The following is a 21,728-nucleotide window of genomic DNA, read 5'->3' as shown; positions in this document are numbered from 1 at the left end:
TCCGCGCGGTCGCGTAACCGCGCGGACGCCGGGGCGTTGTGCTGGGTGACGGCCGTGGCGGGGAAGACACCCCGAGCCCCCACCACGGCCGTAGGCCTTCCCGGACGCCCGGAGTGCTTCTTCCTCCGCCCGGGGTGCTTCTTCCTAGGCCAGCCCCGCTCGCTCCAGCGCCTCGACGCCCGTACGGAGCCCCGCGATCCGCTCTTCGAGGGTGAAACCCGCGGGGGACAGCGACAACGTGGTGACCCCGGCCTCGGCGTACGCCTGCATACGGTCGGCGATGCGCTCGACGGGGCCGAGCAGCGCGGTGGAGTCGATCAGCTCGCGCGGAATGGCCGCGGCCGCGCCCTCCTTGTCGCCGGCCAGGTACTTCTCCTGGATCTCCGCGGCCTCCTTCTCGTACCCCATCCGCTGCGCCAGCTTGTTGTAGAAGTTCTGCTTCGCGCTGCCCATGCCGCCCACGTACAGCGCGGTGTAGGGGCGGAAGATATCGGCGAGGGCGCCGATGTCCTCGCCGACCGCCATCGGGACGGTGGGCACCAGGTCGAAGTCGTCCATGCTCTTGCCCGCCTTCTCCCGGCCGGCGCGGAGCGCGCCCAGGGTCGTCGCCTCGGCGTGCTCGGGCGAGAAGAAGACGAGCAGCGCGCCGTCGGCGATCTCACCGGTCTGCTCGAGGTTCTTGGGGCCGATGGCCGCGATGTACAGCGGGATGTGCTCGCGCACCGGGTGCACGGTGAGCTTGATGGGCTTGCCCGGGCCGCCGGGCAGCGGCAGGGTCCAGTTCTCGCCCTCGTGCGTCAGGCGCTCGCGCGACATGGCCTTGCGGATGATCTCCACATACTCGCGGGTGCGGGCCAGCGGCTTGTCGAACCGCACGCCGTACCAGCCCTCGGAGACCTGCGGCCCGGAGACGCCGAGCCCGAGCCGGAAGCGGCCTCCGGAGAGCGAGTCGAGGGTCGCGGCGGTCATCGCCGTCATCGCGGGCGTACGGGCCGGGATCTGGAAGATGGCGGACCCGACGTCGATGCGCTCGGTCTGTGCGGCCACCCAGCTGAGCACGGTGGCGGCGTCGGAGCCGTACGCCTCGGCGGCCCAGCAGACCGCGTAGCCGAGGCGGTCGGCCTCCCGGGCGACCGCGAGGTTGTCCGCGTCCATCCCGGCGCCCCAGTAGCCGAGGTTGATTCCGAGCCTCATGCCGCACCCCTTACCGATCAGTAACGTCCTTGTTGCCCGGACTCTAGCGCGCCGCGTCCGGGTACGTCAGGACCGGGTTATCCACAGGCCGACACGGTTCGATCTCCGGCCAGTAATCTCAACGTTCATGGAGCTAAGGCACCTCGGCCGCACGGGCCTGCGCGTATCCCGGCTCGGGCTCGGCACGCTCACCTGGGGGCGGGACACCGAAGAACACGACGCCGCGGATCAGCTCAAGGCGTTCTGGGAAGCGGGCGGGACACTCGTGGACACCGCCGATGTGTACGCGGACGGCGGCGCCGAGTACCTTCTGGGCCAGCTGATGGAGGGCCTTGTGCCGCGCCGCGATCTGCAGATCGCCACCAAGGCGGGCAGCGTCCCCGACCCCGACCGCCGCTTCGACTGCTCACGGGGCCATCTGCTGGCCGCGCTCGACGGCTCGCTCGCGCGGCTCGGCACCGACTATGTCGATGTGTGGCAGGTGCACGCCTTCGATCCGGTCACCCCGATCGAGGAGACGCTTCAGGCGCTGGACATCGCGGTCAGCAGCGGGCGGGCGCGGTATGTGGGGGTGTCCAACTTCTCCGGCTGGCAGCTCGCCAAGGCGGCCACCTGGCAGCTCGCCTCGTCCGGCACGCACACCCGGCTCGCCAGCACGCAGATGGAGTATTCGCTGCTGCAGCGCGGAATCGAGCGGGAGGTGCTGCCCGCCGCCCTGGACCTGGGCCTGGGCATACTGCCCTCCTCCCCGCTGGGCCGCGGGGTGCTGACCGGCAAGTACCGCCACACGACCCCGGCCGACTCGCGCGGCGCCTCCGAGCAGATGGCGGCCTTCGTCGCCCCGTACCTCGACGAGGAGGCGAGCCGGATCGTCGAGGCGGTCTCCACCGCGGCCGACGGCCTGGCGACCACCCCGCTGCATGTGGCGCTGGCCTGGGTCCGCGACCGCCCGGGCGTCACCGCGCCCATCGTCGGCGCGCGGAACGCGCAGCAGCTCAGGGCGGCCTTGTCGGTGGAGGCGCTTAGTCTTCCGGAGGAAATCTGCCAGGCGCTCGACGATGTGTCGGCGCCCGTGCACCGCTATCCCGATCAGGACTGGAGCACGCTGTGAGTACCGACCGCCTCGCCGGCGAGGCCGCCTCCGCACCCCAGGAGGAGCCCACCACCAGCACCCCCGCGGCGCGGACGGATACGGACGCGGACGCCGCCGTCCCGCCGCGCGCTGAGGGCGGCGCCGACACGGACACCGACGACGGCGCCGACAGCGCCGAGCCCGTGAGCCCTGCGGGTCTCGCTCCCAGTGGTCCCTCGGCAGCAGGCGATGACGCGGCGGCCGGTGGCCCGGCCTCTTCCGACTCGGGGAGCGAATCGGCGGCGGGCGGACAGCAGGCCGCCGGCACTGCGGGCGCGGCATCCTCAGGGGGCGCCGGGGCTCCGGGCGACCGGACGTCGGCGGGCGGCGAGGGAGCCGGTGGCGACCGGGCCGGGGGCGGTGGCGGTAAGCGGTCCGCCGCCGCGGAGGCGCTGGCCGCGGCGGTACGGGCCGTGGAGAGCGGTGAGCGGTCGGCGGCCTCGTTCTTCACCGAGACGCCCGCGGCCCGCCAGGGCCGTGCCGCGGCGCGGGGCTCGGGAAGCGGCGGGGCCCGCCCGAGTGGCGCTCAAGATCGGACGGACGGGCCCGGGCGCGGACAGCCCGGGGCGGCCGGGCCCGGCGGGCCCGCCCCGGCGCGCGGGGTTCCCGCCGCACCGGGCGCCGGGCAGCCCGTCCGGACCGTGGCCGGGCCCGGGGCCGGGGCCGGGGCTGCGGATGGCCCAGGAGCCGCCGAGGTCCGCCGGGTGCTCGCCGAGGGCGGGGCCCCCGAGAGCCTGGCCGGTGCGGTTGTGGTCGCGTTGGGCGAAACGGCCGCCGAGGTGCTGCGTGAGGACCCCTGGCAGCTGCTGGCCGTGTCCGGCGTGCGCCATGACCAGGCGGACGGCTTCGCCCGTGCTCTGCTCGGGCCGGACTGCGGGCCGGACGACGAGCGCCGGGCGCAGGCACTCACGGTCTGGCTGCTCGAGCGCGCCGCGCTCGAAGGACACACCGCGCTGGAGTCCTCCGCGCTGCGCGCCGGGCTCGCCAAGCTTTCCGTGCCCGATCCGGACGCGGCGCTGCGGTCCGCGATCGCGGACGGCCTGGTGCTGGTTTTCCAGGACGCCGCCGACACCCCCGGGGCCGCCGCTCGCCCGGCGTCCGAAGACGCGGACGGCGCCGACCACGAGCAGCCGGTGCGGGTCCTGCTGGGGCTGGACCGCTTCGCCCTGGCGGAGGAGAGCCTGGCCGACGGCCTGGCCCGGCTCGCCGGCACCTTCGCCGACCGCTCGGGGGGCTCGGCGGCCGGTGCGCCCGGCGGCGAGGCCGGTGACGACGGAGACAGCAGCGACAGCGGCGGTGCGGGCGCCGATTCCGATGACGGCTCCGCGGACGTCTCCGGCCATGGCGAGGCGGACGCCGCCGGTCCGAGTGCGGCCGACTGGGAGGCCGCGGCAGCCGCCGCGCCGAGCCCGTCCGGGGCGGAGCTCATCCGTACGGCCGCGGGCCACGGCCTGGTCGCACACAGCGGCGGCGAGGCCGCCCGCGCCGAACCGGCCGCGCTCGTCGCCGCGGCCAGGTCCCTGGGGCTGCGGGCGTACGCGGCGGCGCACACCGAGGACGGCAGGCGGCGGCTGGCCGAGCTGATCGACGCCGCCGCGGCCGCCTCGGCCGGGGAAGGTGCCGACGGCCCGGTCGGCCACTCCGACGGCGTCAGCGGCGCCGAGAGCGACGCCGGCCACGCCTCCGGCGTCCACCCCGGCGGCACCGGCCTCGGCGGGTCCGACGCGGCGGTCACCCTCGCCGGGCTGCTCTCGGGCCACGAGGGCCCGGGCCGCGACGAGGACGGCGCGCTCGCCCTCGATGTGATCGCCGTGCTGGACGCCCCGCAGCTGGACGTGGAAACCGCGGCGATGCTCGTGGAGTCGCTGCCGGACGGTGCGCGGCTGGTGCTCAGCGGCGACCCCGGTGTGCTGTGGTCGGCGGGCCCCGGCAAGGTCTTCGCGGATCTGCTGGCCGCCCGCCGCTGCCCCCAGGTCGTCTCCCGGACGCCGGACCCCGGGCCGATCGGCGAGCTGGTCTCGGGCATCGGGATCGGGGAGCTGAACCAGGTCGAGGCCCCCGGCAAGGAGGTCGTGATCGTCCCGGTGCGGGACGCGGGCGAGGCCGTGCACCGCACGGTCCAGCTGGTCGCGGACTCGGTGCCGCGCGCGCTCGGTGTGCCGCCCGAGCATACGCAGGTGATCACCCCGGGCCACGGCGGCGCCGCGGGGACGCGCGCCCTCAACGCCGCCCTGAAGGAGCGGCTGAACCCCGGGCCCGGCCGGTTCGGCGGCTTCGACCCGGGCGACCGGGTCGCCTACGTCCCGGCGCCGGGCCGTGCGCTGCCGGGCACGGTGGTCTCGGCGGACGCCGAGGGACTGCACCTGGACTGCGCGGGCGCGGCCGTCGTGGTGCCGCGCGAGCAGGTCGCCGACACGGTCCGCCACGGCTGGGCGCTCACGGCCCACCAGGCAGTCGGCGCGCGCTGGCCTGCGGCGGTCGTGGTACTGCCCGGCGACGCGGCCGCGGGGCTGACCCGAGCCTGGGTGTACACCGCGTTCGGCCGTGGCGAGCGCCATCTGTCCGTGGTGCACGGCGCGGACGCGGCGCTGGCGCGGTCGGTGGCGGAGATCCCGGCGAAGGACCGAACCACCCGGCTTCGGTCCCTGCTGCAGACGCAGGTCCCGTCCGCCGGGTAGGGCAGTGGGCGCCCGGCGCCCCGGCCACGGGGGCGTGGATTCCGGCTCCCGCCGGCGGTCCGCCCAGGCACGGCCCCTGCCGCCCGGCAGGATCGCCGGCCGCCAGGAGCCGGCCTGGCCTGGCAGACGCTGAGCGCCGGGCGGGCCCGGTGGCCCGCCCGGCGCTCAGGGACGGTCGGTGGGAGGCCCCGACGAGGCCCCGGTGGGGCTCAGTTCCCGGGGCCCAGTACCTCCAGGTCCTCCTCGTCCGCCTCTTCTACCTCGTCGGCAACGTCAACTTCGTCGTCCTCGTCGTCGTCCAGCTCCTCGTCGAAGACCGTGCTGACGTCGAAGCGACAGACGACCTGGTGCGGATCCGGCTGGTCGAAGGGGGTGGCCAGCCACTCCCCCGGCTCGGCGAGCTCGTCTCCGGCCGCGACCCACAGGGTCGAGTCGCCCTCCTCCAGCCCGAACTCCTTGTGCCGGGAGGCGATCTCGTCCGGTTCGTATTCGCCGAAGAGCACCCCGATGGCGGTCTGGACGCTGTCGCCGACGGCAGCCGCACCGCCCGCCCCGCCGTTGTCGGAGTCGGTGCCCCCATCCAGCTCGGCGACGCGCCTGGCCTGCGAGAGCAGGCGCTGCGGTTCGACGACGGCGTAGTCCCTGCGGATCAGCACGCTCAGCGCGCTCGGTTCCTCGGGCCCGGCATAGGGGGGCAGGGTGTCGTCACCGGGGATCTCGAAGGGCGTCACCTCGTCGTAGGCGTCATAGAGCAGCTCGTCGTACACCTCGGCTGCCGCGGCCAGTTCGTTGAACGCGGCGTAGACAGCCGGGTCGTCTTCCCCGGACCGGCGTTCGACAGCGTCGAGGTGACGATCCAGTGCGGCTTTCACCGCTTCAGCGGCGGCGCGTACCTCGGCAGCGGATGGCTGCGCAGCATCAGACATAGTGCAGACGCTATCCGTAGCAGGCCCGGTCCCGCACAATAGATGCGATGCCGGAATACGAATTCTGTGATGTGTATGTGCCTCGCGGGGTCTCCCGCAAGGCCGCCACGCGCCTGCTGACCGACCATGCCGAGTATGGACACTGGGAGCTCGACCGCCTGAGACTCAATCCCGACGGCAGCCGCAGGGTGCGGCTGCGCCGTCGGATCATCCGCCAGCTCCGCGCCACGTGGTGAGCCGCCGCTGAAACGCCGGGCGGGCCCCGCCGGTGTGCGGGGCCCGCTCGACGCCGCGCCGTAGCGCAACGTACCGGTCTCAGTGCCGCTCAGAGCTGGTCACTGCGGCTCAGCGCCGCCTCAGTGCTTGCCGGCCCGCGCCCTGCGGTAGAGCACGGTGCCCGCGAGCAGCATGCCCGCGGCGGCCGGGATGGCCAACGCGACCGGCCCGGCACCGGTGTGCGCGAGCTGCTCGGTGCCCGTCAGCCGGGAGCCCCCCAGGTTCGAGGAGGCGTCGGCGCCGTGCGCGCCGATCTGCTGCGCGCCCTGGCCCGCCGCGTGGCCGCCGCTGTGGCCCGGCGAGGAGGGGGCAGGCGTGTGGCCGCCCGGCTTGCTGTCCCCGGGGTGGTGCGGCTTGCCCGGCTCATGCGGCTTCCCGGGGTCGCCCGGCTCTCCCGGGTCACCGGGGTCACTCGGGTCACCGGGGTCGCCCGGCTCGTTCGGGTCGTTCGGGTCGTTCGGAACGACATTCACGACGCCGCCGCACTCGCCGCCCATGTCGGTGTTCCCGACCGTGCCGACCCCAAGGCCGTTCCCGCAGGCGTTCACCGGCACATGGACCGGGACCTGCACATTGTTGCCGGAGGCGGTGCCCGGCGAATTCTCGGTGCTGCCCTCCGCGCTGGAACCGGTGTGCTGCGAGCTCCCGGACCCACCCTCGTGGACCACATTGCCGCAGCCGCTTCCCCCACTCCCATTGAGCACCCCAAGAACGGTCGCGGTGTTTCCGCAGACGTTCACCGGGATGTCGACGGGCGCCTGGACCACATTGCCGGAGCCGATGCCCGGCGAGTGCGCGGCACCGCCGGTGGCCCCCGTGCCCGCGTGGGCGTAGCCGCCGGTCATGGCCAGTACGCCGCCCGCCGCCGCGATGGTGATCAGGCCCTTTTTCGCAACCTGTCGCATAACTGTCTCGCTCCCCTGCCTTCCGTCCTGCGGAATGCGCGCGAGCGGAAGCGCCCGCCCCCCATCCCGGTCTCCCCGAGGCACCTCACCGGCCTCCGGGGATACCCGGGATCGCACCCCTCTGGACTGTGACTCCACGTCACGTGATCGATGCAACGGCCCCCGTTGGGGGCCGCACACCATGTAACGAGGAAGGAGCAATCGAGCTATGAATCTACGACACCATTCACCCTTATTGATTCAGTCAGTATGTGTGATCGATATGCGCGCTCGATTAAATGCCCGCCAGGGAGGTCGGCGCGCGGGCATGAGCGCGGTCAGCACGCGTCGATGAACCGGTCCAGCACCCTGACCCCGAACTTCAGCCCCTCCACTGGCACCCGCTCGTCGACGCCGTGGAACATCCCGGCGAAGTCCAGCTCCGGGGGCAGTTGCAGCGGCGCGAAGCCGAAGCAGCGGATGCCCAGGTCGTCGAAGGACTTGGCGTCGGTGCCGCCCGAGAGGCAGTACGGCACGGCGCGGGCGATCGGGTCCTCGGCCTTGAGCGCCAACTGCATGGCGTCGACGAGCGCGCCGTCGAAGGTGGTCTCCAGGGCCTTGTCCGCGTGCACGTCCTCGCGCTTGACCCGCGGGCCGAGGACCCGGTCGAGGTCGGCCAGGAACTCCTCCTCGAACCCCGGCAGGAAGCGGCCGTCCACATGCGCCGTGGCCTGGCCCGGGATGACGTTGACCTTGTAGCCGGCGCCGAGCATCGTCGGCGCGGCGGTGTTCTGCAGGGTCGCCCCGATGAGCTTGGCGATGCCGCCGAGCTTGGCCAGCGTCTCGTCCATGTTCTCCGGGTCGAGCGGGGTGCCGAGCGCGTCGGACAGCTCGTCGAGGAAGGACCGTACGGTCTTGGTGACCCGGACCGGGAACTTGTGCCGCCCGAGCCGCCCGACCGCCTCGCACAGCTCGGTGATCGCGTTGTCGTTGTTGGTCATCGAGCCGTGGCCTGCGGTGCCGTCCACGGTCAGCCGCATCCAGTGCATGCCCTTCTGGGCGGTCTCGACCAGGTAGAGTCGCAGGTTCTCGTTGACCGTGAAGGAGAAGCCGCCGACCTCGCCGATCGCCTCGGTCACCCCCTCGAAGAGGTCCGGGTGGTTGTCGACGAGATGCCGCGCACCGTACAGCCCGCCCGCCTCCTCGTCGGCGAGGAAGGCCAGCACGATGTCGCGCGGGGGCTTGCGACCGCTGCGCAGCCGGTCGCGTACGACCGCGAGCGTCATCGCGTCCATGTCCTTCATGTCCACCGCGCCGCGGCCCCAGACGCAGCCGTCGGCGATCTCACCGGAGAAGGGGTGGTGGGTCCAGTCGAGGGCGTTGGCCGGGACGACGTCGGTGTGGCCATGGATGAGCAGCGCGGGACGCGAGGGGTCCTCGCCCTCGATCCGCGCGACCGTGGACGCCCGGCCCTTGTGCGACTCGAAGATCTGCGGCTCGAGCCCCACCTCGGCAAGCTTCTCCGCGACGTACTCGGCGGCCGCGCGCTCGCCCGGGCCGGAGTGGTCTCCGTAGTTACTGGTGTCGAATCGGATCAGGTCGCGGCACAGGTCGACGACCTCGTCCTCACCACTGACCGCACCGGTCGTCCTCGCGGCCGAAGTCGACTCGCTCACACTGCCTCCTCAAGTTCTGCTGCCACGGAGCACCCGCGCGCGGGCAGGACCCGCGGCAGGGGTCCCCCGCCATCCTCCCGCGCCTACCCGCCCAGCCCAAGGCGGAAATACCGCCGTCACATCCCGTCCACACTTCCAGCGCGCCGGACCGCCGCGGGACCACTCTGGGGCACGGGCACGCGTGATCGAGCACGTCCGGATGTTTGCTATGGTTTTCCCGTCGGAACGGCCGCGGGCCGGACGGCAGACACCTGGTCCGGGTGGCGGAATGGCAGACGCGCTAGCTTGAGGTGCTAGTGCCCTTTATCGGGCGTGGGGGTTCAAGTCCCCCCTCGGACACTCACTCCAAAAGCCTGGTCAGTGCGCTGACCAGGCTTTTTGCGTGTGGTGTCGACCAAGTGGCCGAAATGGGTGCGCGAGGTTGTCGCGCTGACAGGGCGCTGGCCTGGGGTTTCTCCCGATCTCATGGCGTGGGGGTTCGTGTCGGGTTCATGTGGAGATCGCGTGCGTTCAGGCTTGCGCTCGTGGACAGACCCTGGTCCACCCGGGCAGGTGAGCTCATCATCTGACCCCCATGCCCTCCTTTGGTCGTCGTTGTCGCGTACTCCGCACTCCAATGCCACCTCCGGTTCGTGCTTTGTGTCGTGCAGGATGAGTAGCCGCTCGGCCGCGGGGACTTTGCCGTCCCGTCCGAACGCCAGCGTCCCCGACACACCCCTGGCCGATCCAGTCGGGAACGGCTATCGGATTGACTCCGGTGTCGAGTGCAGCGCGATAGGGGGCCAAGCACCGGTCGCTGTCGGCGATGGCGCGGCGGGCTCCTTCAGATTGAGGGCTGCAGCCTGGGGTCGGCGCGACTGTCGCCCCCTCGATGCCGGCCAGGTAAGCCAAGGTAGTACTTGGCCGCTCGGCTCTGCCGACTTCACCGCTGAGGACCGTTCACGACTCGAGCGGCAAGTCCAGCATCGGAATCCGTTGCACCGGCAACAAACCTCCACGAGGTAATGGTTCCCAGGCGATGCTTTATGTGGCGCATATCATGCAAGGTTGATGGGGGTGTTGTTGTGAGATGTTACGTGTTGTGCCTTTGTGGTCGCCTGGACTGGTGTGCGATGCGATGCCTACTCTCGCGTTCGCGATTCCGTCGAGAGTCGTTCACAAATGAGCAGGGTCTGGGGAGGCCTTGTGGGGGGAGTTTGCTATGCCTTTGGCTGGTCGGCGCGGTGCTCGCATGCCCGGGGTGGTGTTAGCCGCTGCGGTTGTTTTGGGAGCGCTCCCGCTGTCTGACGTGCAGGTTGCCCAAGCGCACACAGCAGCAGCGGCCACTGACGCGCACGGCGTAAAGAGCGCCGTGCGCGAGGAGTTGGCACGAGCGGCGGCTGAGCGCGAGGGCGAGCCGGTGGAGATTGCCTCGCTGCGGGGTGAGAGCAGTGAGGTTTTCGCCATGCCTGATGGGAAGTTGGAGGCCAGAGAGCATCTGCGGCCCGTCCGGGCGCGAGTGGACGGTGAATGGAAGCCCATCGACACCGGGTTGGTGAAGACCGACGAGGGGACGGTTGCTCCGAAGGCGACGACGGTCGACTTGGCGTTCTCCGGGGGCGGTAGTACGCCGCTTGCGCGGATGAGGAAGGCAGGCCGCGAACTGGCGTTGTCCTGGCCGACGGTTCTGCCTGCTCCGCGATTACAAGGAGATACGGCCACCTATCCCGACGTGCTGCCGGGGGTGGACCTGCGCATGGGGGCCCAGGAGGACGGTTTCACACAGTTGCTGGTGGTGAAGTCGGCTGAGGCCGCAGCCAGTGAGGAGTTGGCGGAGTTACGGCTGAAGCTTGATGCCGGTGGCCTGAATGTTCAGGAGTCGGGCACCGGTGGGGTTGAGGCGGTCGACAAGGGTGCGGGTGCTGCGGTGTTTGAGGCGCCCCAGCCGGTGATGTGGGATTCCAGTCCGGGTCCGGGGGCACAGGGGGCAACTGGTGTGCGGGCACCCGCGGGCGCCTCGGGGTCCGGTGATGAGGGGGAGCCGTCGGCGGGTGAGTCGGGGAAGCTGGCTGCGGTGGGGGTGGAGGTTCCGGCGAGCCAGGATGAACTGGTGCTGAGGCCGGATTCCGGGGTGCTGAAGGGGTCGGGGACGGTGTATCCGGTGTTCATCGACCCGCAGTGGTATTCGCCGAAGGCTGCCGCATGGACGATGGCGTCGAAGTACTGGGCGTCGTCGCCGCAGTGGAAGTTCAACGGCGATTCCGATGCGGGCATGGGTTACTGCGGCTGGGTCTACTGCCAGCCGGAGGACACCAAGCGTCTCTTCTACCGGATTCCGACGTCGAGGTTCGCGGGCAAGTCGGTGCTGTCGGCGGAGTTCGTGGTACGTAACACGTGGTCCGCGTCGTGTGATGCGCGCGGTGTGCAGTTGTGGCGTACCAAGGGGATCTCCTCGTCGACGACGTGGAACTCGCAGAACGCGGATGGGTTTTGGATCGATCACCTGAAGACGGAGTCCTTCGCCTACGGCTATGACGGGTGTGCGGCGAAGGATGCGGAGTTTTCCGTGCGGTCCGCGGTCCAGGAGGCTGCGGACAAGAAGTGGTCGACGATGACGTTCGGGCTGCAGGCGTCCAGTGAGAGTGACAGGTACGGGTGGAAGCGGTTCTCGGATGACGCGTATCTGCGGGTGAAGTACAACCGTCCGCCGGGCCAGGTCCGGGTGTCGCAGCTGACCATGGAGTACGGAGGCGTCTGCAAGAAGCCGGGGGACGCGGCGCGGGTGCGTACGCTGGGCAAGATCTACGCGAACAACGTGACCGACCCGGACGGTGACAGTGTCGCGGTGCAGTTCCAGGCCAAGTGGGACGCGGGCGACGGCAAGGGCCTGATCGCACGCTGGAAACCCGCGTTGACATCGTCGAAGAGATCCGGGGCCGAGTTCGCCATCTCGTTGCCGTCCTCGATTCCGGCCAACAAGATCGTCTACTGGTATGCCCGCTCCTATGATGGTGCCCAGTACTCCCCCTGGTCGTATGCGGGGGGCGCGACGGGGTGCTACTTCGTCTACGACACCTCGGTGCCGAAGGCACCGGCGGTCGTGTCGGGCGAGTATCCGGCATCAAACCCGGCGGACCCTGAGGACCCTTGGCTGGACGGGGTCGGCCAGTACGGCACGTTCGAACTGGACTCTTCCTCCACTGATGTGACGCGGTACCGATGGGGTTTCAACGGCGATCCGATCTCGGCGAACCAGGTGTCCACGTCATCGGGAGCGGCCAGGTCGGTCAAGATCCTTCCGGCGAAGCCGGGCCTGAACTTCGTCACCGCGCAGGCGTTCGATGAGGCGGGAAACGGGTCGGAGATCCGTACGTACCAGTTCCGGGTGAAGGCGGGGCAGCCTGAACGGGCGACGTGGCAACTCGACGAGGGAGCGGGCGCGGCCGAGGCGGAGGGGTCGACTCCGCCTCGGACCCTTGGCCTGCACGGTGGCGCGACAACCGGCGCGGAGGGCGTGACCGGCAGAGGGCTGTCGCTGAACGGCACGGACGGATACGCGTCCACCGACCTGTCCGTAGCCGACACCGCGCGCGGATTCTCGGTCTCGGCGTGGGTGAAGTTGTCGGAGGTTCCTGATCACGCGGCGATGGTGGCTTCACAGATCGGCAACCACACCGCCGGCTTCGAGCTGTACTACTCCGCCTCCTACGGCCGGTGGGTGTTCAACACCTTCGCCGCCGATGAGCCCGGGGCCACGATCGTACGGGCGATGGCCGGCACGCCGGGCGGGGTGAAGGCCGGCGAGTGGACCCATCTGATCGGCACTTACGACGGCGTGGACAAAAGGCTTCAGCTGTTCGTCAACGGCAAGCTGGCAGGCACCGCCTCCCACGACATCGGCTGGAGTGCCCGAAGGGGCCTGCGGATCGGCGCGGGCGCTACCGACGGAGCCGCGAAGGACTTCTTCCCCGGCGCGATCGACGAGACGCAGATCTTCGACAAGCCCGTCGCCCAGGACGAGGTCGACAAGCTCTACGCCCGTCAGACGGTCGGTGACCCGGGGCGCCCGGCGGTGGCGGTCCTCCACTTCGACGAGAAAGCCGGCGCCACTGACATCAAGGGGTACGGCGGTGTAATCCCCGCGAAGTACGCGGGTGGTGTCACCACGGGCGTGGCCGGGATCGCTGGCAAGGCCACCCGTTTCAACGGCTCCACCGGCTACGCGAAGATCGGCCAGGAGCGCGCTCCTCATGTCAACACCTCCCGCAGTTTCACCGTCTCGGCCTGGGCGAAGCTGGACAAGAAGCCGGACGGCGCTGCGGTGATCACCGCCCAGGCCGGCCAGCACGCCCCGGGCTTCGAGCTGTACTACTCCAAGGCGTACGACCGGTGGGCGGTCAACCAGTATTCAGCCGACAGCGCGGATGCGACACCCATCCGGGCCATGCAGCCGGAGGGGACACAAGCGCGGGCGGGAGACTGGGTACACCTGGTCGGAGTGCACGACACCGTCGCCAACACGCTCACCCTGTACGTCAATGGGGCCAAGGCAGGTTCGACTGAGCTGGCCGGTGCGTTCTACGCGGACCAGTCCATGTATATCGGCGCCGGCTCCTACAGCGGCCAGGTCGCCAACTATTTCCCGGGCACGATCGATGACGTGCGCCTGTTCGATCGCCCGGTCTCGGCCGGTGAAGCGCAGCAGTTGTTCAAGCAGCGCGCCCTGGTCAAGGGCCGCTGGAAGTTCGAGCAGGCCAGTGGAACACCACTGACCACACCAGATGCCTCCGCGGCCGGGAACGACATGACCGTCAACGGCGGCGCACGGGTCGGATCCGGATGGGTCGACGGCGGCCTCCTGCTCGACGGTGTCAACGACTACGCCGCGACATCCACAGTACCGGTGGATACGAGCGCGAGTTTCACGGTGACGGCGTGGGCGCAAGCCGCAGCCGTGCCACAGGACAGCGTGACGCTGCTCAGTGCACCGGGTTCGGCACAGAGCGCGTTCGTGGTGCGGTATGTGCCGAGCGCGACCCCGGATACGGATCCGGGCCGGTGGCGGATAGCCATGGCGGACAAGGACAAGGACACCAAGGACGAGGACGTCACCATCACGCAGGTTGAGAACGGGCAGTTCTCCAGCCCTGCTGACTGGACGCATCTGGCGCTGGTCTATGACGGGTTCGCCAAGCAACTCAAGTTGTATGTGAACGGCGAGCTGGAAGAGATCGCCTGCGCGGACGCCGACGGCAACGGCGACGCAGACGACACGGCCTGCAGCGACCGATTCTCCTGGGTGGAGAACTCGCTGTCCTTCAAGACAACGCAGCCGCTGCAACTCGGCCGGGCCAAGACCGGTACCAGCTGGGGTGAGTACTGGCCCGGCGCGGTCTCCGACGTGTGGGCCTTCCAGGGCGCGCTCACTGACGCGCAGGTCTCACGGCTCGCGATCGGCACGCCGGGTATGGCCACGGACGTTCCAAGCGGCGACTGATTTCAACCATCGGTGGGCCGGGACCCCCGGCCCACCATGCCCCCGCACTTCCCACGAACCACCTTTCGCTCCACCGCGCGCGGCGTACTCGTCCGGCGGTGCACACAGTGACGGATGAAGGACAGGGATGAACGGCAGATCGAGCAAGCGGTTACGGACACTCCGGCCTTGGGTCGCGCTGGCCTCGGCTGTGGTCATGATCGCGACGCTGCTGCAGGGCGCGGCCCTTCCCGCCGTCGCCGCCGACGACGGGAAGGGCCGCCCTGACCTTCCCCGCGCGGAGAAGCCGGTGCCGGGCACGATCGCCAAGGTCAAACCGCGCACTGTCATGAAGGGGCCGCGCACCCCCAAGACCGCCCCTCGCGCCGCCTGGCCGAAGGCGGCATCAGCAGTGGTGAAGCTGACGGCTGCCGGTGAGAAGTCAGGGGCGTCGCCGGTGCGGGCCCAGGGGCTTCCCTTGGCACTGGCTGCAGATGTGCGGCGAGGCACAGCCACGGCTGGCGGAGAGGTCGCGGTCCGCGTGCTGGGGCGCAAGGCGTCCGAGAAGGCCGGCGTGAACGGGCCGTTGTTCACCCTGCAGCCCAAGGCAGGAGATGAGAGCCTGAAGGCCGTCGGGGCAGGCTCGGCGCGGGCCCGAGTCGACTACTCTTCCTTCGCCGGGGCATATGGCGGCAGCTACGCTTCCCGGCTCAAGTTGATCACCTTACCTGCCTGCGTCCTGACCACCCCGCATCGGCCGCAGTGCCGCACTGCCAAGCCTGTCGAGGCCATCAACGACACGGAGAAACAGACCCTCACCGCTTCCAAACTGGCCTTGCGTTCGGGTAAGCCGACGGTGCTGGCGGCTGTGGCCGGAGAGGACGGGGGGAAGGGGGACTACAAGGCCACTTCCCTCTCGCCTTCCGCGGCGTGGAACACCAACCTGAATACCGGGGACTTCACCTGGTCGTACGGCATGTCCGTGCCGGACGTGCCGGGCGGGCTGACGCCGACCGTGGGCCTGTCGTACTCCTCCGGTGGTGTCGACGGCCGTACCGCGAACACCAACAACCAGTCCTCGTGGGTGGGAGACGGCTTCGACCTGTGGCCGGGTTTCATCGAGCGCCGCTACAAGCCGTGTGCGGACGACGGGGTGGAGAACGCGGACGGCGGCAAGCCGGGTGACCTGTGCTGGGCGTACGACAACGCGTTCATGTCCTTCAACGGCAAGGGCGGGGAACTGGTCCCGAACGGGACCGACTCCTGGAAGCTGAAGAGCGACGATGGTACGAAAATCGACCGGCTCTACGGCTCGGCCACCAACGTGCGCGGCAATGACGCCAGGAACGACGAGTACTGGCGGGTGACCACGCCGGACGGTATCCGCTACTACTTCGGATACAACCGGCTGCCGGGATGGGCTGATGGCAAGGAGGCCACCGACTCGACGTGGACGGTTCCTGTCTTTGGGAACGGGTCCGGTGAGCCGTGCCACGGTGCGACGTTCGCCGACTCCTGGTGCCAGCAGGGCTGGCGTTGGAATCTCGACTATGTCGTCGACCCCCACGGCAACGCCCTCGCGTACTACTACGACAAGGAGACCAACTCCTACGACCGGAATCTCAAGGCCAAGGACAATACGCGCTATGTCCGCGGCGGCGAGCTGGACCGGATCGAGTACGGGCTGAAGTCGTCCTCGATGTACGGCACCAAAGCCCTGGCGAAGGTCGACCTCACCAGCAGCCAGCGCTGCATACCCGACACCCAGACCGACTGCGCATCCATCGACAAGGACGCGTTCTACTGGTACGACACGCCCTGGGACCTGAACTGCACGGCGGATGAGGACTGCGACGAGGGCAGGCTCTCCCCGGCGTTCTTCACTCGCAAGAGACTGACCAGCATCACCACCCAGGTCCACGACGGCAGCAGCTACCGGAGCGTCGACTCGTGGAAGCTGGAACACAGGTGGGGTAAGGCGGACACCGACTACCAGCTGGAGCTGGAGTCCATACAGCGCACGGGCCACACCGCCGACCCGGCCATCACCCTGCCGAAGACCACCTTCACGTACACGCAACTCGCCAACCGGCTGGACAAGGCAGGCGACGGCTACGCGCCCTTCATCAAGGACCGCCTGTCAACCGTCGCCGACGAATCCGGCGGCCAGATCGACATCGAATATTCCCCGGAAGCCTGCAAATGGGACGCACTGCCGACCCCGCAGACCAACACCACCCGCTGCTTCCCGCAGTACATCGGCGGCAGCACGAGCGACGACCCCGAGCGGCAGTGGTTCAACAAGTACGTGGTCGCCTTCGTGACCACCACCGACCGCACCGGTGGGGCGCCCGACCAGGTCACCGCCTATGACTACAAGGGCGGCGCCGCCTGGCACTTCGATGACGACGACGGGCTGACCAAGGAGAAGTTCAAGACCTGGTCGCAGTGGCGAGGCTATGGCCAGGTCCGGGTGCAGACCGGTGGCCAGGGCGGGACCGCGGCGATGAAGTCGCAGCAGGACACGTACTTCCTACGCGGCATGGACGGCGACCGTAAGGACACCAACGACGGCACCAAGAGTGTCACCGTCACTCTGGAGGACGGTGAGGGTGACCCGATCACCGACCACCAGTCGGCCGCAGGGTTCGCCTACAAGACCGTCAGCTACTCCGCGCCGGGCGGCAAGGTCCTGGCCAAGACGGTGAACCGGCCCTGGTATCACGAGACCGCGAAGAAGGTCCGCGACTGGGGCACGGTCACCGCCAACTTCACCGGAACCGCCCACACCAAGACCTTCACGTCTCTGGACGACGGAGCCGGAGCCAAGTGGCGGACCGTGTCGGGGGCGACCAGTTACGACACGGTGGCAGGCCGCGTCACGGAGGTCGATGACTTCGGCGACAACGACACCGCCGCCGACAACAGATGCACCCGCACCACCTACGCCACGAACACCGACAAGAACATCCTCACGCTCCCCTCCCGGGTGGAAGCAGTCGCCAAAGCCTGTGACGCGGCCGTCAGCCGGCCGGGGGATGTGATCTCCGACGCCCGCACGGCTTACGACGGCGGCGCCTACGACGCCGCCCCCACCGCCGGGGACCCCACCGGGACCGCGGTGCTGAAGAAGTACGACGGCACCACCGCCGTCTACACGGAATCCGGATCCACCTACGACTCGTACGGACGCGTCCTCACCAGCACCGATCTGACCGCCGACGTCACCGTCACCGCGGCCGGCGTGCTCAAGCGGACCGCCCGGAGCGACGGGCGCACCACCACAACCGCCTACACCCCCGAGAAGGGCATCCCCACCAGCGCGAAAGTGACCTCGCCGCCCGCCAAATCCGGTGACACGAGTACCGCGCAGACGACCACCACCACGCGCGATGTGCTGCGCGGCCTGCCGCTGACTGCAGCTGACACCAACGGCAAGGTCACCAACTACGCCTACGACGCCCTGGGCCGCTCCATCAAGGTGTGGCTCGCCGACCGGCTCACCGGCCAGACGCCCACCTACGAGTTCACCTACACCGTCACCGACAACCAGCCGGTGGCCGTGGGCACCAAAACGCTCGGGAACCGGGGCGTCCAGCGCACCTCCTACACCCTCTACGACGGGCTCCTGCGCGAGCGGCAGACCCAAGCCCCGGGTCCAGGTGGCGGGCGACTGCTCACCGACGTCTTTTACGACGAACGCGGGCTGAAGGCCGAAGAGTTCGCCGCCTACTACACGGACGGCAAACCGACCACCACCCTCTTCAAACCGGAAGACGCGCTGAGCCTCGAGACGCAGAACCGCTACACCTATGACGGCCTGGGCCGGCAGACCGAGGCGAGGCAGATCGCCGGAAACGGCGACGGCGGCACCGTCCTGGGCATGACGAAAACGATCTACGGCGGCGACCGCACCACTGTCATCCCACCCGTGGGCGGCACCGCCACCACCACCCTGACCGACGCCCGCGGCCAGACCACCGAACTGCGCCAGCACCACCAGCGCACCACCGACGCCGCCTACGACACCACCACCTACACCTACACACCCCGCGGCGAACTCAAGAAGGTCACCGACCCCGCCAAGAACACCTGGACCTACACCTACGACCTGCTCGGCCAACCCACCACGGCCACTGACCCGGACAAAGGCACCACCACAAGCGCCTATGACGACCGTGGCCAGCTGACCTCCACCACCGACGCGCGCGACACCACCCTCGCCTACGTCTACGACGGCCTCAGCCGCCGGACCGAACTCCACAAGGACTCACCCAGCGGCGAGCTGCGAGCAAGGTGGGTGTACGACACCGTCAGCGGAGCCAAGGGATACCTGGCCGAATCCACCCGCTACGACGCCGGCCAGGCGTACACCTCCAAAATCGTGGCCTACGACCGCCTCTACCGCCCGCTGCGCTCCTCCGTCACCATCCCCGCCACCGAAGGAGCACTGCAAGGAACGTACCTGACGACCACCTCCTACGAGGTTTCCGGCCTCGTCGAGGGCATCGGCTATCCGAAGGCAGGATCCCTGCCGGCCCAGTCCGTGGTCTACACCTACGAGGACGAAACCCTGCGCCCCATCGCGATCGACGGCAGTCAGGGCGTGAAATCGTCCGTCACCTATAGCCTCACCGGCAAACCCCTGCAATACGAACTGTCCAGCAGCGACGGCAAGAAGACGTGGTCCACCAACACCTACGAGTGGGGCACCCAGCGCCTGGCCACCTCCCGCGTCGACCGCCAGGACATCGCAGGCGTCGACCAGTACAGCACGCTGCGCTACGACGAAGCCGGCAATGTGCTCTCGGTATCGGACGTCTCCCGCTCCGGCACCGACAACCAGTGCTTCACCTACGACTACCTGCGGCGCCTGACCGAGGCATGGACCCAAGGCGACACCAGCTGCGCCACCACCCCCAGCGGCGGCGTGCTGGGCGGCCCGGCCGCGTACTGGCACTCCTACACCTACGACAAGGTTGGCAACCGCCGCACCGAAACCCTGCACGACACCACAGGCGACACCTCCAAGGACACCAAGCGCACCTACGGCTACCCCGAGCCCGGCAGCGCCCAGCCGCACACCCTGACCTCCGTCAAGGCCACTGGCCCCAACGGCACCTCACAAGACACCTTTGGATACGACAAGGCCGGAAACACCACCACCCGCACGCTCGGCGGCGACGCTCAGTCCCTGGCATGGGACGTAGAGGGACACCTGGCAAAGGTGACCGAACCGGTCGAGGGCGGCGGCGACAAAGTCACCGAATACCTCTACGACGCCGACGGCAACCGCCTCATCGGCCGCACCCCCACCGAGACCACCCTCTACCTGGGCAGCACCGAAATCACCCTGCCCAAGGGCTCCACCACGCCGAAAGCCACCCACTACCTCGACCTCGGCGGCGGCCACCAAGCCGTCCAGGAAGACGACGGAACCGTCTCCCTCACCCTCGCCGACCACCACGGCACCGCACAACTCGCCATCGACACAGCCACCCAGAAACTCACCCAGCGCCGCACCCTGCCCTTCGGCGACCTCCGCGGCGACCAGCCCACCGCCTGGCCCGGCACCAAGGGCTTCGTCGGCGGAACCGACGACACCAAAACCACCGGCCTCACCCACCTGGGCGCGCGCGACTACGACCCAACGACCGGCCGGTTCCTCTCGGTCGACCCCGTCATGGACCTGACCGACCCGCAACAGGTGAACGGCTACACCTACGCGAACAACAACCCGGTCACCGGCTCCGACCCCACTGGACGCTTCTGCGACGGCTGCAGCGCGGATGGCGCCAACAACAACTGGACACCCAGCCACGGCCCGGGCTGCACGACAGAAGGCTGCTACGACACCAGCGGCCGCATTCTCTACCCGACATCGAACACGCCGTCCCGGGCGCGGCACAGCAGCGGCGGCAATGCGCACGGCCCCGGGCGGGCGATCAACGTCACGCAGAAAAAGGGCGAGTTGTGGATCGAAGGCATCCGCGTCCCCTCCGCCCGCGAACTCCAGCATCGGTTCCCGCAATACGACAGCGACGAGCAACTCCAGACATGGGCGAAGCAAACGTGCTACCACCCGTCCAGCAAGCCCGAGGGCTTCTGCTCTGCCGCCGAGGCAATCGGTCTGGTGGACTACGAACAGAACGCCTTCGAGAAAACAGTGACCGCAATAGCAGTCAGCCTGGTCAAACCTGACATCAGTGCGTGGAAGCAGTGCCTGAGCGGCAAGAGCACCAGCGCCTGCGGCGCGGCCTCACTCGACCTGCCCTGGGCCCGTGTCTTCAAAGGCCTCAAAGTCCTCAAAGCCTGCCACAGCTTCATCCCAGGCACCAAAGTGCTCATGGCCGACGGCACTACCAAACCCATCGAAGACGTCAAAATCGGCGACAAGATCCTCGCCACCGACCCGAAGACCGGCAAGACCACAACCAAAACAGTCACAGCCGAGATCAAAGGCAAAGGCCTCAAACACCTCGTCAAAATCACCCTCGACCTTGACGGCAAGAAGGGCAACAAGACAGCCTCCGTCACAGCAACCGACAGCCACCCCTTCTGGGTCCCGGAACTCAACGAATGGATCGACGCCAAAGACCTGCAACCCGGTCAATGGATCCGCACCTCCACCGGCACCCCCATCCAGATCACCGCACTCAAGCACTGGACCCAGCAGGCCAAGGTCCACAACCTCACCACCACCGACCTCCACACGTACTATGTGCTGGCGGGACAGACACCGGTCCTGGTTCATAACTCAGGTCCCGGGTGTGGATCCGCATGGATCGATTCGAATAGGGTGCCTCATCACTTCCAGCATGCCGCTGACTTCGGAGTCACTGCGAAGGAGAGTAAAGCGAGCAAGCAGGAATTCGTGAACGCCTTGGAAGACTTCGTCAAGGATCCAGGAAACGTTCAAATCGCGGGAACGTATCGCGGGACGCCTGCCCGGCACTACGTGGATCTCAATACCGGGCGTCACGTCTCGGTGGACATTGATTCCGGCGAGATGCTTGGTGCCTGGAAATCGGACGTGACTTCAGACCAGTTCTGGTACCTGACCATGCAAGGGAAGCTGTAGATGGCGACTTTGGAGCCGTTCCTTGTACTCGCGGAAGCCGTTTCCGAAGGGAGGATCTCTCCTGCAGAGTTCTCTCTTGTCTGCCTTCCCCTGTACAAGGGGTACGGTGGCCCGTATCCGTCTGCCGAGCAGTATCAGGCGGCGACAGATCTCTTTTATGTCGCGCATGACTACGACTCGGCTGGCATCGGCATGCCGGACCTCCTGAACGATGACCAGGTTCGCCTGAAGGCGGCTGATATCGCACGGCGAATGAGGGTACTCCTGCAATAGTCAGATTCGAACAAGTCGCTTCGATGGAGAAATGGGTGGGTCCCTTGACTCGGAGGCCGAGGGACCCACCCGTGATCTTTTGACGGCAACGCTGACGGCAACGCAGCCGGACGCCGCCCGCCCCCCCCGGCGTCGAGTGGGGCCGGCGGGGGT

General features: G+C 68.9%; 10 protein-coding genes and 1 tRNA gene. 7 read left to right on the top strand and 4 right to left on the bottom strand.

Features of this window, described 5'->3' with window-relative positions:
• Positions 1-144 precede the first annotated feature (144 nt).
• A complete protein-coding gene (locus tag ACFV2X_RS41925) occupies positions 145-1,194 on the bottom strand; it encodes an LLM class F420-dependent oxidoreductase (protein ID WP_385626571.1) in 1,050 nt (349 codons plus the stop codon).
• A 127-nt stretch (positions 1,195-1,321) separates the two neighbouring features.
• Here ACFV2X_RS41925 and ACFV2X_RS41920 point away from each other — a divergent pair, with 127 nt between their 5' ends.
• Both ACFV2X_RS41920 and ACFV2X_RS41915 read left to right on the top strand, forming a co-directional pair.
• On the top strand, positions 1,322-2,305 hold the full coding sequence (locus ACFV2X_RS41920) for an aldo/keto reductase (protein ID WP_385626570.1): 984 nt from the start codon (positions 1,322-1,324) through the stop codon (positions 2,303-2,305).
• Positions 2,302-5,004 carry a helix-hairpin-helix domain-containing protein gene (locus tag ACFV2X_RS41915; protein ID WP_385626569.1) on the top strand — a complete coding sequence of 901 codons (2,703 nt, stop codon included), beginning with the start codon at positions 2,302-2,304 and terminating at the stop codon, positions 5,002-5,004. Before ACFV2X_RS41920 ends, ACFV2X_RS41915 begins: the two co-directional genes overlap by 4 nt.
• A 209-nt stretch (positions 5,005-5,213) precedes the next feature.
• On the opposite strand, the gene ACFV2X_RS41910 is transcribed toward ACFV2X_RS41915, so the two are convergent.
• Positions 5,214-5,930 carry a hypothetical protein gene (locus tag ACFV2X_RS41910; RefSeq protein ID WP_385626568.1) on the bottom strand — a complete coding sequence of 239 codons (717 nt, stop codon included), beginning with the start codon at positions 5,928-5,930 and terminating at the stop codon, positions 5,214-5,216.
• 47 nt (positions 5,931-5,977) lie between these two features.
• Here ACFV2X_RS41910 and ACFV2X_RS41905 point away from each other — a divergent pair, with 47 nt between their 5' ends.
• The gene (locus ACFV2X_RS41905; RefSeq protein WP_018537156.1) at positions 5,978-6,166 is read left to right on the top strand and encodes a DUF5703 family protein; all 189 of its coding nucleotides are present in this window, start codon (positions 5,978-5,980) and stop codon (positions 6,164-6,166) included.
• A gap of 120 nt (positions 6,167-6,286) precedes the next feature.
• Here ACFV2X_RS41905 and ACFV2X_RS41900 read toward each other — a convergent pair whose 3' ends face one another.
• Positions 6,287-7,111: a chaplin family protein gene (locus tag ACFV2X_RS41900; protein ID WP_385626567.1), complete on the bottom strand. Its 825-nt coding sequence runs from the start codon at positions 7,109-7,111 to the stop codon at positions 6,287-6,289.
• 317 nt (positions 7,112-7,428) lie between these two features.
• Positions 7,429-8,766 (bottom strand): M20/M25/M40 family metallo-hydrolase, encoded by a 1,338-nt coding sequence (locus tag ACFV2X_RS41895; protein ID WP_385626566.1) that lies wholly within the window; start codon positions 8,764-8,766, stop codon positions 7,429-7,431.
• A gap of 254 nt (positions 8,767-9,020) precedes the next feature.
• Between ACFV2X_RS41895 and ACFV2X_RS41890 the strand changes: the two genes are divergently transcribed.
• The 4 genes from ACFV2X_RS41890 (at position 9,021) to ACFV2X_RS41875 (ending at position 21,575) form a co-directional block, all read left to right on the top strand.
• Positions 9,021-9,105 (top strand) — tRNA-Leu (locus tag ACFV2X_RS41890).
• An 892-nt stretch (positions 9,106-9,997) separates the two neighbouring features.
• Positions 9,998-14,242 (top strand): LamG-like jellyroll fold domain-containing protein, encoded by a 4,245-nt coding sequence (locus tag ACFV2X_RS41885; RefSeq protein ID WP_385626565.1) that lies wholly within the window; start codon positions 9,998-10,000, stop codon positions 14,240-14,242.
• A 127-nt stretch (positions 14,243-14,369) separates the two neighbouring features.
• On the top strand, positions 14,370-21,302 hold the full coding sequence (locus ACFV2X_RS41880; RefSeq protein ID WP_385626564.1) for a polymorphic toxin-type HINT domain-containing protein: 6,933 nt from the start codon (positions 14,370-14,372) through the stop codon (positions 21,300-21,302).
• Positions 21,303-21,575 carry a hypothetical protein gene (locus tag ACFV2X_RS41875; protein ID WP_385626563.1) on the top strand — a complete coding sequence of 91 codons (273 nt, stop codon included), beginning with the start codon at positions 21,303-21,305 and terminating at the stop codon, positions 21,573-21,575. It abuts the gene before it with no gap.
• Positions 21,576-21,728: the final 153 nt, after the last annotated feature.

The organism is Streptomyces sp. NPDC059679 (assembly GCF_042734105.1).
Taxonomy (GTDB): Bacteria; Actinomycetota; Actinomycetes; order Streptomycetales; family Streptomycetaceae; genus Streptomyces.
This window is presented reverse-complemented; position numbering and strand designations above follow the sequence as displayed.